This window comes from Acidovorax soli (assembly GCF_900107605.1).
Classification (GTDB): Bacteria; Pseudomonadota; Gammaproteobacteria; order Burkholderiales; family Burkholderiaceae_C; genus Acidovorax; species Acidovorax soli.
In genome coordinates, this window is sequence record NZ_FNQJ01000012.1 from 74,347 (window position 1) to 87,967 (window position 13,621).

At 60.5% G+C, this 13,621-nt stretch carries 11 protein-coding genes, 1 pseudogene and 2 riboswitches; of the genes and pseudogenes, 9 read left to right on the plus strand and 3 right to left on the minus strand.

The window, feature by feature from the left end:
* Positions 1–295: 295 nt before the first annotated feature.
* From BLW02_RS10270 to gcvP, 6 genes are all read left to right on the plus strand, one after another.
* Positions 296–1,267 carry a TRAP transporter substrate-binding protein gene (locus BLW02_RS10270; protein WP_092698229.1) on the plus strand — a complete coding sequence of 324 codons (972 nt, stop codon included), beginning with the start codon at positions 296–298 and terminating at the stop codon, positions 1,265–1,267.
* Between the two features lie 69 nt (positions 1,268–1,336).
* On the plus strand, positions 1,337–1,831 hold the full coding sequence (locus tag BLW02_RS10275; RefSeq protein WP_092698231.1) for a TRAP transporter small permease: 495 nt from the start codon (positions 1,337–1,339) through the stop codon (positions 1,829–1,831).
* Entirely contained in the window at positions 1,828–3,105 is a 1,278-nt protein-coding gene (locus tag BLW02_RS10280) for a TRAP transporter large permease (RefSeq protein WP_092698233.1), read from the plus strand. Before BLW02_RS10275 ends, BLW02_RS10280 begins: the two co-directional genes overlap by 4 nt.
* Positions 3,106–3,115: 10 nt before the next feature.
* Positions 3,116–3,215: riboswitch (glycine riboswitch) on the plus strand.
* Positions 3,216–3,228: 13 nt separating this feature from the next.
* Positions 3,229–3,351: riboswitch (glycine riboswitch) on the plus strand.
* Positions 3,352–3,395: 44 nt separating this feature from the next.
* Complete coding sequence (gene gcvT / locus BLW02_RS10285; RefSeq protein WP_092698235.1) at positions 3,396–4,529, plus strand: glycine cleavage system aminomethyltransferase GcvT; 1,134 nt, start codon at positions 3,396–3,398, stop codon at positions 4,527–4,529.
* A gap of 92 nt (positions 4,530–4,621) precedes the next feature.
* Positions 4,622–4,996, plus strand: coding sequence for a glycine cleavage system protein GcvH (gene gcvH, locus BLW02_RS10290; protein ID WP_092698237.1), 375 nt, complete (start codon positions 4,622–4,624; stop codon positions 4,994–4,996).
* A 27-nt stretch (positions 4,997–5,023) separates the two neighbouring features.
* A complete protein-coding gene (gcvP, locus tag BLW02_RS10295) occupies positions 5,024–7,912 on the plus strand; it encodes an aminomethyl-transferring glycine dehydrogenase (RefSeq protein ID WP_092698239.1) in 2,889 nt (962 codons plus the stop codon).
* Between the two features lie 71 nt (positions 7,913–7,983).
* On the opposite strand, the gene BLW02_RS10300 is transcribed toward gcvP, so the two are convergent.
* The gene (locus tag BLW02_RS10300) at positions 7,984–9,018 is read right to left on the minus strand and encodes an integron integrase (protein ID WP_092698241.1); all 1,035 of its coding nucleotides are present in this window, start codon (positions 9,016–9,018) and stop codon (positions 7,984–7,986) included.
* 160 nt (positions 9,019–9,178) lie between these two features.
* On the opposite strand from BLW02_RS10300, the gene BLW02_RS10305 reads away from it, so the two are divergent.
* Entirely contained in the window at positions 9,179–10,153 is a 975-nt protein-coding gene (locus BLW02_RS10305; RefSeq protein WP_092698243.1) for a GIY-YIG nuclease family protein, read from the plus strand.
* 222 nt (positions 10,154–10,375) lie between these two features.
* On the opposite strand, the gene BLW02_RS19930 is transcribed toward BLW02_RS10305, so the two are convergent.
* The gene (locus tag BLW02_RS19930) at positions 10,376–10,600 is read right to left on the minus strand and encodes a hypothetical protein (RefSeq protein ID WP_159433782.1); all 225 of its coding nucleotides are present in this window, start codon (positions 10,598–10,600) and stop codon (positions 10,376–10,378) included.
* Positions 10,601–12,131: 1,531 nt separating this feature from the next.
* On the opposite strand from BLW02_RS19930, the gene BLW02_RS20090 reads away from it, so the two are divergent.
* Together BLW02_RS20090 and BLW02_RS20425 are read left to right on the plus strand one after the other, a co-directional pair.
* Complete coding sequence (locus tag BLW02_RS20090) at positions 12,132–12,947, plus strand: hypothetical protein (protein ID WP_208859717.1); 816 nt, start codon at positions 12,132–12,134, stop codon at positions 12,945–12,947.
* 185 nt (positions 12,948–13,132) lie between these two features.
* Positions 13,133–13,393: pseudogene (locus tag BLW02_RS20425) on the plus strand (HNH endonuclease signature motif containing protein); the annotation flags it as partial.
* Positions 13,394–13,420: 27 nt separating this feature from the next.
* On the opposite strand, the gene BLW02_RS20200 reads toward BLW02_RS20425, so the two are convergent.
* Positions 13,421–13,621: hypothetical protein (locus BLW02_RS20200; RefSeq protein ID WP_244273669.1), on the minus strand; the 201-nt coding region annotated here is incomplete at its 5' end.

The window sequence follows — 13,621 nt, forward strand, 5'->3', positions numbered from 1 at the left end:
TGCATCAAGGCGCTCTTACCGGAGTGCACAAACTGACAAGGCCCCGGCGGGTTACCGCCCGCACGGGGCACTTGGCAAGCATCTTCCCCCCAGGCCCACCCGTGTGGCACTGTCGCGCACGCGACCCCGACACCCTGCCATCAGCCCCGCGCGCCGCTGATCAGCACGCTGACCCGCACAAACCCCGATGCCCAGCCGCGCGTTGCAGCGCCATAATTTTTGCAGTGCGCAGCACATGTCTGCGCCGCAACCTGCAGCGCAACCAGCACGCCAACATTCCCCTTCAGGAGACACCATGCAATTGACCCGACTCGTCGTTGGCCTCGGCCTTGCCCTTGGCTTCATGGCCAGCGCCGCCGCACAGACCACCATGCGCATCAGCATTTCGGTGGCACAGAACTCGCACCAGGGCGTGGCCATCGACACCTTCGCCAAAGAAGTGGAAAAACGCACGGGCGGCCGCTACAAGGTGCAGACCTTCTACAACGGCTCCCTGGGCGGCGAGCGCGAGTCGATTGAAGCCGTGCAGCTGGGCACGCAGGAACTGGCCTTCAGCTCCACCGGCCCGGTGCCCAACTTTGTCCCCGAGACCAAGATCCTGGACGTGCCCTTCCTGTTCCGCGACAAGGCCCATGCGCGCGCCGTGCTCGACGGCCCCATCGGGCAAGACCTGCTGACCAGGTTCGACGCCAAGGGCTTCAAGGCACTGGCCTGGGCCGAAAACGGCTTTCGCCACATGACCAACAGCAAGCGCGACGTGAAGGAGCCGGGCGACCTCAAGGGCCTGAAGATGCGCACCATGGAGAACCCCGTGCACATCGCCGCCTACAAGGGCTTTGGCATCATCACCACGCCCATGGCGTTCCCCGAGGTGTTCACGGCCCTGCAGCAAGGCACCGTGGACGGCCAGGAAAACCCGTTGCCCGTCATCATCTCGGCCAAGTTCGACCAGGTGCAAAAGCACCTCACGCTCACCGGCCATGTGTATTCGCCCTGCATCTTCGTGATGAACAAGGCGGCTTTTGACAAGCTCAGCGCGGCCGACAAGCAGGCCTTTCTGGATGCCGCCAAGGAAGGCACCAAGGCCAACCGGGCGCGCGTGGACGAAGACGATGCCAAGGGCGTGGCCGACCTGCGCGCCAAGGGCATGACAGTGATCGACACCATCGACAAAGCCAAGTTCGTGGCGACGCTGGCCCCTGTCAACGCCGAGTTTGAAAAGCAGTTCGGCAAGGCCGCGCTCGACAAGATCCGCGATTACAAATAATCTTCTTGTCGATCTATTTTCACTAGCTATCAGCGCCCGCCGGTATTGCGCCAGCGGGCGTTTTCATTCATGAAAAATGCTTTTCTGACCTTTGAGCGCTGGGCCACGTTCAGCGCCATGCTGGCCGCCTGCGCCATGCTGGCCGTGGCCTCTGCGCTGGGCATGTTCCAGATTCTGATGCGCTTCGTGTTCGAGCAGCCCGCAGAATGGACCGAGGTGTTGATCCGTTTCAGCCTGATCTGGATGGTGTTTCTGGCCATCCCCGCCGCCTTCCGCCAGGGGGCGATGGTGAGCGTGGACGTGCTCTACCGCTGGAGCCCGCCACGCATTCGCCGCGTGCTCGACTGGGTGGTGGCGCTGGCGGCACTGGCCCTGATCGGCGTCATCATCTGGTGGGGCTGGGATTACGCGCAGCGCGGCGGCGTGCAGAGCATGGCCGGACTGGAGTCGGTGTCGATGTTCTGGGCCTATCTGGCCATGCCGGTGGGCGGCCTCTTTTGCGTCGTCGGCATCATCGGCAACCTCATCGACCCCCTGCGCATGGAACTGGAGACAGCGCAATGACCGCCACCATGATTTCCACCATGGTGCTGTGCTTTGCACTCACCGTTTCCGTGGCCGTTTCCATCGGCCTCGCGTCCATCCTGGGCATACAGGTTGCGAACGCCAACATGCTGATCTCGGTGAAGGAAATGTTCGCCTCGATCAACAAGTTTCCGCTGGCCGCCATTCCCTTCTTCATCCTCGCGGGCAACCTCATGGAAACCGGCGGCATCTCGCGCCGCCTGGTCGAGTTTGCCAAGAGCATCGTCGGCGGCGTGCAGGGCGGCCTGCCCATGACCTGCGTGCTCACCTGCATGATATTCGCGGCGGTGTCGGGTTCGTCGGTGGCCACCACGTTCGCCATCGGCGCCATCCTGGTCCCGGCGCTCATCAAGCATGGCTACCCCACCAGCTACGCAGCGGCCTTGCAGGCCACCAGCGCCGAACTGGGCGTGATCATCCCGCCTTCCATTCCGCTCATCCTGTACGGCGTGAGTGCCGAGGTGTCGATTGGCGAGCTGTTCATCGCCGGCTTTGGCCCGGGACTGCTGATCAGTGGCGCGCTGATGCTGTTCGTGTGGGCCTACTGCAAATACAAGGGCTGGGGCAAGAACGATGGCGATGGCCGCATGCCCATGGGCCGTGCCACGCTGCAGGCCGGCTGGGCGCTGCTGATGCCCGTGATCATCCTGGGCGGCATCTACGGCGGCGTATTCACGCCCACAGAGGCCTCGGCCGTGGCCGTGTTCTATGCGCTGGTGGTGGGTGTGGTGATCTACCGCGAGATTCGCCTGGCGGACCTGTTCGCCATCCTGCGCAAGTCGGCCCTCTCGTCAGCGGTGATCATGTTCATCATTGCCAACGCCGGGCTGTTTGCCTTCCTCATCACCCGCGCGGGCGTGCCCGATGCCATCGGCCGCTGGCTGGAGGCGGTGCTGCAATCCCCTGCCCTGTTCTTGCTGGGCGTGAATGCGGCGCTGTTCTTCATTGGCATGTTCATCGAGACCAGCGCGGCCATCATCGTGCTGGCGCCCATCCTGGCGCCCGTGGCCCTGCACTTCGGCGTGGACCCGGTGCACTTCGGCCTCATCATGGTGGTGAACCTGGCCATGGGCATGATCACACCGCCCTTTGGCGTGAACCTGTTTGCCGCATGTACGGTGGCGCGCATCTCGCTGGACCGCATCATCCAGCACCTGCTGCCTTTCGTGGGGGTGATCCTGGTATGCCTGATGGTCATCACTTATGTGCCCTCGCTTTCGCTGTTCCTGCGTGACCTGGTGTACGCCAAGTAACGGTAGAATCGCTCGATTGTCAGGAGAGAGCCCCGCATGCACCATGCAAAAGGGCCGCCGAAGGCGCAGGCATCAGCCGAACGCTCAGGCAAAAGGACTGACAAGCGCCCGCAGCGATGCGGGCGTTCCCTTGCTGGAGAGAGATGTCCGCACTGCAGGTGCAGGCCATCCACCGAAGGAGCAAGCCGCGCGGCCAGCCAGGGTGCCGCGGTGAATCTCTCAGGTAAAGCGGACAGCAGGGCAAATCGCGTGGCATTCGTGCCGCGGCCCCCATTTGCCCTGGAGCTCTTATGTCCGCACCTGCCACCGCCCTGCTCATCACGCCCCTGAACGCCCTGCACATTGAACTGGGCGCCCGCATGGTGCCGTTTGCCGGTTATTCCATGCCCGTGCAGTACCCCGCAGGCCTCATGGCCGAGCACCTGCACACGCGCCAGGCCGCAGGGCTGTTCGATGTATCGCACATGGGCCAGCTCAAGCTGGTCGGCCCCGATGCCGCCGCCGCGTTCGAGAGCCTGGTGCCCGTCGATGTGATCGACCTGCCCGTGGGCAAGCAGCGCTACGGCCTGTTGCTCAATGACGAGGGCGGCATCATCGACGACCTGATGTTCTTCCGTGTGGCCGACAACGCACTCTTTGTCATCGTCAACGGCGCCTGCAAGGTGGGCGACATGGCCCACATCCAGGCCCGCATCGGCCAGCGCTGCGACGTGGTGCCCATGCCCGACCACGCGCTGCTGGCGCTGCAGGGTCCCCAGGCCGTCACCGCCCTGTCGCGCCTGGCCCCGGGCATTGAAAAGCTGGTGTTCATGACGGGTGGCGATTTTTCCATCGCAGGCTGCGACTGCTTCGTGACACGCAGCGGCTACACGGGCGAAGACGGCTTCGAGATCTCGGTGCCCGCCGCACAGGCCGAGACCCTGGCACGCGCCCTGCTGGCCCAGCCCGAAGTCAAACCCATTGGCCTGGGCGCGCGCAACTCGCTGCGCCTGGAAGCGGGCCTGTGCCTGTACGGCAACGACCTCGACACCACCACCACGCCGCCCGAAGCCAGCCTGAACTGGGCCATCCAGAAGGTGCGCCGCACCGGCGGCGCGCGCGCGGGCGGCTTTCCTGGTGCCGACAAGGTGCTTGCGCAGATCGACAACCCCGCCAGCCTCGCGCGCAAACGCGTGGGCCTGGTCGCGCTGGAGCGCGTGCCCGTGCGCGAGCACACCGAATTGCAGAGTGCCGACGGCCAGAAGATTGGCGAAGTGACCAGCGGCCTGCTGGGCCCCACGGTGAACGAACCCGTGGCCATGGGCTATGTGGCCCCCGCCTTTGCCGCCATCGGCACGCGGGTGAACGCCATGGTGCGCGGCAAGGCCGTGCCCATGGAAGTGCGCGCCATGCCGTTTGTGCCCGCCAATTACTACCGCGGCTAATTTTGCGCGGCGCGGCACCCCAACCGCGCCTGCGCCCGCTACATTGCAGATTCCTTTCTTTTTTATCTTCTAGCTGCTTGAGGAGCTTTCCCATGACCGTCAAATTCTCCAAAGACCACGAATGGATCAACGCCGCCGACGCGAATGCGGCCGTGGTAGGTATCACCGTGCATGCCCAGGATGCCCTGGGCGATGTGGTGTTCGTCGACCTGCCCGCCGTGGGAACCACGTTTGCCCAGGGCGACGTGGCGGGCGTGGTCGAGTCGGTCAAGGCCGCGGCCGATGTGTACATGCCTGTCTCGGGCGAGATCGTCGAAGTGAACGAAGCCCTGCGTGCCGACCCTTCGCTGGCCAATTCAGACCCGCTCAATACCGGCTGGTTCTTCAAGGTCAAGCTCAGCGATGCCAGCCAGCTCGACGCGTTGCTCAGCGAAACCGACTACACCGAGTTCGCCAAGAACGCCTGACCCTGTTTCCTTCTTCGAGACTGCCCCATGTTGATGCAATCCGCCCTGCCGCTCGGCGCGCTTGAAAACGCCACCGAATTCCTGCCCCGCCACATCGGTATCGACGCGGCCGACGAAGCGCACATGCTGTCGGTGATCGGCGAGGCCTCGCGCCGCGCCCTCATCGACTCCATCGTGCCGCGCTCCATCGCCCGCAGCCGCGCCATGGACCTGCCGCTGCCGGTCACGGAAAGCGCTGCATTGGCCGAACTCAAGGCGATTGCATCCAAAAACAAGGTCTTGAAGAGCTTCATCGGCCAGGGCTACTACGACACACACATTCCCGGTGTCATCCTGCGCAACATCCTGGAAAACCCCGCCTGGTACACGGCCTACACGCCTTACCAGGCGGAGATTTCGCAAGGCCGCATGGAAGCCCTGGTCAATTTCCAGACCATGGTGTGCGACCTCACGGCCATGCCGATCGCCAACGCATCGATGCTCGACGAGGCCACGGCCGCTGCCGAAGCCATGACGCTGGCCAAACGTTCGGTCAAGAGCAAGAGCAACGTGTTTGTGGTGGCCGGTGACGCGCACCCGCAGACCATCGAGGTGATCCAGACCCGCGCCCGGCCGCTGGGCATCGAGGTCGTGCTCGCCAACTCCGCCGAGCAGTGGAACACCCTGCTGGACGGCGACTATTTCGCCGTGCTGGCCCAATACCCCGCCACCAGCGGCCGCATCGACGACCTGCGCGCCGACGTGGAGAAGGCGCATGCCAAACAGGCCGCCTTCATCGCAGCCGCCGACCTGCTGGCCCTCACGCTGATCACGCCGCCCGGAGAATGGGGCGCCGACATCGTGGTGGGCACCACGCAACGCTTTGGCATGCCCATGGGCGCCGGTGGCCCGCATGCCGCCTACATGGCCTGCCGCGACGAGTTCAAGCGCTCCCTGCCCGGCCGCCTGGTCGGCGTGAGCGTGGACGTGCACGGCAAGCCCGCCTACCGCCTGGCCCTGCAGACGCGCGAGCAGCACATCCGCCGCGAAAAAGCCACCTCCAACATCTGCACGGCCCAGGTACTGCCGGCCGTGATCTCCAGCATGTACGCGGTGTACCACGGCCCCGAGGGCCTGCAGCGCATTGCCCGGCGCGTGGCCAGCTACACAGCCATCCTGGCGAAAGGGCTGGAACAGCTGGGAGCGCCCGTGCGCCCGCAGGCCGCGTTCGACACCCTCTCGCTGAAAACCGATGGCGCTACCCAATCCATAGCTGCTCGCGCAGTATCCATGGGTGCCAACCTGCGGATTCACTTCGAAAACTACCTGTGCATCTCGCTCGACGAGACCACCACGCGCGCCGACATCGAGCTGCTGTGGAAGATCTTTGCCAAGGACGGCCAGGCGCTGCCCACGGTTGACGCGTTCGAGAAAGGCGTGGAGCCGCTGATCCCCGCCGAACTGCGCCGCACCAGCAGCTACCTCACGCACCCGGTGTTCAACACCCACCACAGCGAGACCGGCATGCTGCGCTACATCCGCCAGCTGTCCGACAAGGACCTGGCGCTGGACCGCAGCATGATCCCGCTGGGCTCCTGCACCATGAAGCTCAACGCCACCAGCGAGATGATCCCCATCACCTGGCCCGAGTTCGCCAACGTGCACCCGTTTGCCCCGGCAGACCAATTGCAAGGCTACAAGGAACTGGACGAGCAGCTGCGCGCCTGGCTCTGCCAGGCCACGGGCTACGCCGGCATCAGCCTGCAGCCCAACGCGGGCAGCCAGGGCGAATACGCCGGGCTGCTGGCCATCAAGGCCTACCATGAAGCCCAAGGCGGCAGCCACCGCCACATCTGCCTGATCCCGGCCAGCGCGCACGGCACCAACCCGGCCAGCGCCCAGATGGCTGGCATGCAGGTGGTGGTGACGGCCTGCGATGCCAACGGCAATGTGGACATGGCCGACCTCGAAGCCAAGTGCAAGCAGTACAGCGCGCACCTGGCCTGCGTGATGATCACCTACCCCAGCACGCATGGCGTGTTCGAGACGCAGGTCAAGGAGCTGTGCGCCCTGGTGCACCGCCACGGTGGCCGCGTCTACGTGGACGGCGCCAACATGAATGCCATGGTGGGCGTGGCCGCGCCCGGCGAGTTCGGCGGCGACGTGAGCCACCTGAACCTGCACAAGACCTTCTGCATTCCCCACGGCGGTGGCGGCCCCGGCGTGGGCCCCGTCTGTGTGGTGGAAGACCTCGTGCCCTACCTGCCGGGCCATGCCACGGCCGGCGTGGCCGGTGGCGTGGGTGCGGTGTCGGCTGCGCCCCTGGGCAATGCCGCCGTGCTGCCCATCAGCTGGATGTACTGCCGCATGATGGGCGCTGAAGGCCTGCAGGCTGCAACGGAAGCCGCCATCCTCTCGGCCAACTACATCAGCGCGCGCCTCAAGGACCATTACCCCACGCTGTACGCATCGGCCAACGGCCATGTGGCGCACGAGTGCATCCTGGACCTGCGTGGCCTGAAGGACACCAGCGGCGTGATGGCCGAAGACGTGGCCAAGCGCCTGATCGACTATGGCTTTCACGCGCCCACGCTCTCCTTCCCCGTGCCCAACACGCTGATGGTGGAGCCGACCGAAAGCGAAACGCTGTTCGAGATCGACCGCTTCATCGACGCGATGATCGCCATCCGCGATGAAATCCGCCAGATCGAATCCGGCGCCTGGCCACAGGACAACAACCCGCTGAAAAACGCCCCGCACACCGCCGAAAGCCTGCTGGGCAGCGAATGGACCCGCCCCTACACCCGCGAAGCCGCCGCCTACCCGGTGCCCGCCCTGCGCGGCAACAAGTACTGGGCACCCGTGGGCCGCGTGGACAACGTCTGGGGCGACCGCAACCTGAGCTGCAGCTGCATCCCGGTGAGCGACTACGCGTAAAGCGTGTTGACGCAGCGCTGTGATGGCGCTGCGCCCATCCAAACAAAGGCCCGATGACGGGCCTTTGTGCTTTACAGGGCGTCCAGCGGGCTCAGAATGCCGCGCCCGCCCTTGTTCAGCACATGCGTGTAAATCATGGTGGTGCTCACATCGGCATGGCCCAGCAGCTCCTGCACGGTGCGAATGTCGTACCCCGCCTGCAGCAAATGTGTGGCAAACGAATGCCGCAGCACATGGGGCGACACCGGCTTGGCGATCTGCGTACGCCGCGCCGCCTCGCGCACGGCGCGCTGCACCGATTCGGGGTACACATGGTGGCGCCGCTCCAGCAGCTCGCCCGTGCGGGCATCGGGGCGCGGATCGGTGGAGGAGCGCACCGGCGACGGAAACACCCACTGCCAGGCCCAGCTTTGGTCGGCCTGGGGGTATTTGACGGCCAGCGCATGCGGCAGATACACACGGCCAAAACCAGCGGCCAGATCCTTTTCGTGCAGCGCGCGGGCCTTTTGCAATTGCGCCTGCAAAGGCGCAATCAAGTTCTCCGGCAGCACCGTCACTCGATCTTTGTTGCCCTTGCCCTCGCGCACCACGATTTCGCGGCGGGCAAACTCCACGTCCTTCACGCGCAGGCGCAGCGCCTCCAGCAGGCGCATGCCGGTGCCGTAAAGCAACTGCGCAATCAGGCCGGTGGCGCCATCCATATGCAGCAGCAGCTCGCGCACCTCGGTGGGGGTCAGCACCACCGGCAGGCGCTTGGGCGTTTTGGCCTGCACCACCTCATCGAGCCAGGGCAAATCCGTCTCCAGCACCTGCTTGTACAAATACAGTAGCGCCGCCTTGGCCTGGTTTTGGGTGGAGGCAGAAACCTGCCGATCAACCGCCAAATGGCTCAAAAACGCCTCCACCTCGGCCGCACCCATCTCTTGCGGGTGGCGCTTGCCGTGGAACACGATAAAACGCCGCGCCCAGTCGATATACACCTCTTCGGTGCGAATACTGTAATGCCGCGTGCGCAGGTGAATGCGCATACGTTCCAGCAGTTTGGGCGGTCGGGGCGCGGCGGGGTCGCTGGCGGGTTGTGGAGGTAGCGCAGCGTGCTCGGTCATCCGCGAAATTTTAGGTTTGGCTAATTTTTTGGATGATGGGGTTTACGTGGGGCAGCCGGTTCTTTAGTTGTCTTGGCGGACTGGTCAGGTTACCATGTGTGTCGTCTATTTCTAGTTAGATAGTCTGTAGTGACAGCATGTGTATTTTAAGAGAAAAATCATGAGTGAAATAGTTTACGTTTTAATCAATGAGGCAATGCCCGGCTACGTCAAGGTTGGCAAAACCACAACATCGCTTGAACAACGCATGAAAGAACTTAGCAGTTCTACAAGTTTACCCTTGCCTTTTACTTGTTTTTACGCATGCACTGTCAATAATTCCACGTTTGTTGAACGTCAAATACATGATGCCTTTGATAACAACAGGCCAAACAAGAAAAGAGAGTTCTTTCAAATCGCACCTGCGCGCATTGTCGCTGCGCTCAAGCTGGCCGAATTGGAAGATATCACTCCGATAGATGATATTGAGATGGTTCCAGAGGATCGACAAGCCCTAGAAAAGGTACGATCTGAACGACGTGGGCAATTTAAATTTTCTCTTGCCAATATACCTATTGGTGCTGAGCTAGTTTATATAAATAACCACGAAATAAGAGCAAAAGTAATAAACGATAAGTCAATTGAACTTGACGGGAAAGAAACCAGTCTTTCAGCATCCGCCACAAAGCTTCTTGGCTACAAGAATACCGTCCAAGGAACTGCATATTGGCTCTATGAAGGTGAAATATTGGATGAGCGTAGAAAGCGGCTAGAACTAGAGGGTTCTGATAGCTTTTCCATGGAGCAGGGCGAAGTAGTTCTTAAAGCTGGAGCAGAGGGAGGTTCCATCACTCTCTACGGAATCCGTAATAATAAAGATTGGTTCTTCGGTTTAAATGTTGTTGACCAGACTCCAAGCTTTATCAATGAGTCTGACGCGGTGCATGACTCTGGAGTCGTAAATTCTTGGTTGGAAGCATTGGAATTATTAGACCAATATACGTGGCATGAGCTTTACCCGCTAGAAGTTCATCCAGAGTTCAGGGGTAAGGTATTTGATGCGGCAAGCACACGCGTAAAATCTTCTACCAGTGATATTGCTCAGCAACATCTTCCAAACTGGAAGTCGTTGTGTTTGCAAAACAACAACGAGTAGTTGGAAATCTGTTCTAACTCATCGTTGAAGTCGCGCCCTTCGGGCGCTGGGACCTGCTGAAGCAGGCCCCTTAACTCGGGCGTTAGACGGTTGAAAGCATCCGAGTGGATCAATCAGAGGAAAACAATGTTTATCTCACGGACTTGGCACGGGATAGTACCCATCCAATTTGGTGACCAATTCGGGCAATACCTCGAAGAGACCGGTGTTCATGAGTCTCGCTCAATCTCTGGCAATGTCGGCGCCTACGTTCATCGTGCAAATCAGGGCCAGTACACCCATTTCTTTCTCTGCACGTACTGGCAATCCTGGTCTGCCATCCGGGCCTTCGCCGGTGAAGCTCCGCACATCGCCGTAACCTACCCCGAGGATGAAAAGTTCGGCCTTATCTCTGACCCGGTCGTTATCCATCAAGAAGTAGCCGTGGTAGTGAATCCGTTCATCCACCCAGCCACGTTTGCCGAGAGTAAGCCCTCTTCTGCTGCACCGGCGCCCTAGATCATGCATTCCGGGTAGCCATGGTCAATGCCGTGCGTTATGCTGACTTTTTGAAAGTCAAAACCCGGAGGGACGCGAAGGTCCGTGGTTCTTGGCAAAGGTCTAACAGAAAAATGCAGGCGACGCGCGTTGCCGCGCGCGCCTGATTCACGTCGTTAGGCCGCAGGAGCGAATGTACGGATGAACCATCGATTCTCAGCATATGCACACGCCGCCCTCTCGCTCATCGGTGTCTCCAGCTTCTTTAGGGGCGCTGCCAAAGCTGATTTTGATTGGCTGCTACGCACACAGACTGGCTTGGCCGCTCTTCCAGGCGACCAGCTCGCCACGACAGAAATGGAGTGTCGCGCAAATACCGCGACACACCTAAGTAATCTTCGCAAGAAAACTCTTGTTTCGCTCGCATTCGTAATATCAGCCATTGCACTAGCGCTCACAATGTTTGTTTTGCCCGCTGTTGGCTCTCAAGGCCTAACTAGGCCACACATGTTTGCCATCGCGTCAGTCGGTAGCTTCTCTTGGGGGACTCTTGGTCGCCTGGGTTGGACCGAGCGTTCTTACAAGGGCGTTACGGTCTTTGAGGAGCTTGACGCAGCCATCTTCTGGCTGCTTTATTGGCTTGGTTCATTTTGTGGCGTGGCCTCAGTCGTCAGTGCTGCGGCCTAACAATTCATTCAAGCCGAAGCCGCTTCGCGGGGAGCCAAATGTCACTGGAAGTAATCTTCGGAATTGCTATCGCAGGCGTCATTGCCCTGTCCTTTGTAAGCAAGCTACTGCCGAAGCGCCAGCCAAAGGAAAAGCACTTCAAGTGCTCACGTTGCGGTGCAGTTTCGTGCCACACCGAGCGTACCATTGAGGCGTGGCGCAACAGCAAGACCAGGTTCTTCTGCCAGACCTGTCATGCTAAGTGGCTTCAGTCCCGGCCACACCAAGAGCGTGCACAGTTTTCCTCTCGTGGCAATGCGGGTTCCGGGTCGGGTTGTCTTGGCATAGTTGTGTTTTTCGCATTCGTTCCGCTTGCAGGCTATTTTTTGGTGCGAACATATGCCTAACAAATCATTCCAGCGGACCGTCAAAAAGCTGCGCTTTTTGCCGTCCGCTGAATTCAAACGTTAGGGGGCGTTAATCAACGCTCCTTTTGTGTTTTTACTGTCCGTTATTTTGGGCTAGTTTTGGCCGGTGGTTTTGCTGATCTCAGTCGAAGCCGGCGGTCCATTTTTTGCCTTGGTCCGCTTCTGCGTAACTGCTTATCCGTTTGCGTCACGCTTGGGGTGGTTGGGCTGTTGGCAAACGTTGCGGTGGTTACGTCAGCGTGACGCAAGCCGTAGTTCTTTGTGGTTCTAGGAGCGATGGTTTTGGTTGCGTTTTGTCAGTGGTGGGCAACGGGCGTCACCCATGCTATCGTCCTAACAAATCACTCAAGCGGACCTGCTGGCGCAGGCCGCTTAGTTCAATCGTTAGGTCGCAAGGAGGAGCAGCAATGGGCGCGAAGTCCTTATCAGCCGGCGACCTTCGTGCCGCATTGGTTTCTATGGTCCTAGAGTGGGAACGTCGGTACGGGGTGGCGCCATCGGCGACGAGCGCTATCTCCGAACACGACGCGGCACTTCTCGTCGGGCACACGCCTGAGTCATTTTCCCTCGACTGTATTGGCCGTACCGCAGTTAGGCGAGGCACCGACTTCTGCCTTCGCGGCGTTCGATATCAGGTCAAGGCGTGTCGCCCGAGCGGCAAGCCTGGCTCGTTTGTAACGTGGGTGCCCAAGGCAAGGAACTACGAATGGGACCGGTTGATCTGGATCCTTTATGACCGCGAGTTTCGAATTCTTGAAGCGTGGGAATGGACAGTTGAGGAGTACCGCTCCGCATTCGACACTGTGAACCGCCTAAGTCCCGCGTTAATGCGGGAAGGGCGGGCGCTGCATGCGGCCGCACACGAGACACAGCCGCCTGACAATGATCCCAAAGGAGAAGAGCACGTGCCATCAGCGATTTGCTTCATTGAGAGAATGCGAAAGCAGCGCCGAATCGACCCAAACGGAAGCGAATGGGAGAGCGGTGACTGGGATGTGGCCGAAGCGAAGGCTGCGCTCCTGATTGGAAAACGCATCTACTTTCACGAAAAGCAGGCCGAGGAATCATATTTCGGTGGGACGATCACTGGCTACCGCGTGCTGCCAATGGACCACCCTGCCACGCCAGGTCGTATCGTCTTCTCGTTTACACCTGACGCTGCTGGCCGCGGCTTCTCCGCCGGATCGAACGGATGGCGTTTTGAGCAAAAGACCATTCCGTAGGCTAGCTATGCGACCTAACAGGTCGTTCGACACGGACACACAGCGGCATTGCGCCGCAAGCCGTGCGCGGGAGCATACGTCTTGCGGCGCAATGCCACTGCGTGCCGGTCAACTCCGACGTTAGGTTGCAGACCATGATTTGCACAAAGTGCGGCGGGAATCGATTCAACAGTTGGAATCGCTGCATGGACTGCCGCAACCAGCGCGCGAAAGTTCGGGCCGAGAGAATCAAGAAGAATGGGGGCTCTCATAAAAACGCGGAATGGAAGTCTCTTCTTGCAAGCAGTCCGACCTGCGCAGTGTGTGGCAGATCATGGGCTGTGATTCCTCCTCGACCTGATCCACGTTACAAACACCCTTGGACCAAAGGGCACAAAACACCGATTTATCACGGTGGATCGGACGACATTTCCAATATTCAGGCAGAGTGCTACGAATGCAACTTTCGCAAGAATGCTGGAGCGCTCAGCCGTTCACCGGTAGGGCCTGCTAAACCGGCTCATAAACTCAAAAAGGAAAATAATATGCCCGCCACGCAAGAGCGAATATCCAGAATTGACCTTGCCCCTGAAAAATGGAGTTCTTAGTCCTTGTTGAAAATACCGACAAGGAGTCAAGGAATGAAAGCCAAGCAGGTGCGTGCGCAGTACACGCAGGAATTCAAGTTGGAGGCG

Coding starts and splice junctions, on each gene's coding strand:
- BLW02_RS10270 (WP_092698229.1), top strand. CDS start 296: ATGCAATTGACCCGACTCGTCGTTGGCCTCGGCCTTGCCCTTGGCTTC.
- BLW02_RS10275 (WP_092698231.1), top strand. CDS start 1,337: ATGAAAAATGCTTTTCTGACCTTTGAGCGCTGGGCCACGTTCAGCGCC.
- BLW02_RS10280 (WP_092698233.1), top strand. CDS start 1,828: ATGACCGCCACCATGATTTCCACCATGGTGCTGTGCTTTGCACTCACC.
- gcvT (WP_092698235.1), top strand. CDS start 3,396: ATGTCCGCACCTGCCACCGCCCTGCTCATCACGCCCCTGAACGCCCTG.
- BLW02_RS20090 (WP_208859717.1), top strand. CDS start 12,132: ATGGGCGCGAAGTCCTTATCAGCCGGCGACCTTCGTGCCGCATTGGTT.
- gcvH (WP_092698237.1), top strand. CDS start 4,622: ATGACCGTCAAATTCTCCAAAGACCACGAATGGATCAACGCCGCCGAC.
- BLW02_RS10300 (WP_092698241.1), bottom strand. CDS start 9,018: ATGACCGAGCACGCTGCGCTACCTCCACAACCCGCCAGCGACCCCGCC.
- gcvP (WP_092698239.1), top strand. CDS start 5,024: ATGTTGATGCAATCCGCCCTGCCGCTCGGCGCGCTTGAAAACGCCACC.
- BLW02_RS10305 (WP_092698243.1), top strand. CDS start 9,179: ATGAGTGAAATAGTTTACGTTTTAATCAATGAGGCAATGCCCGGCTAC.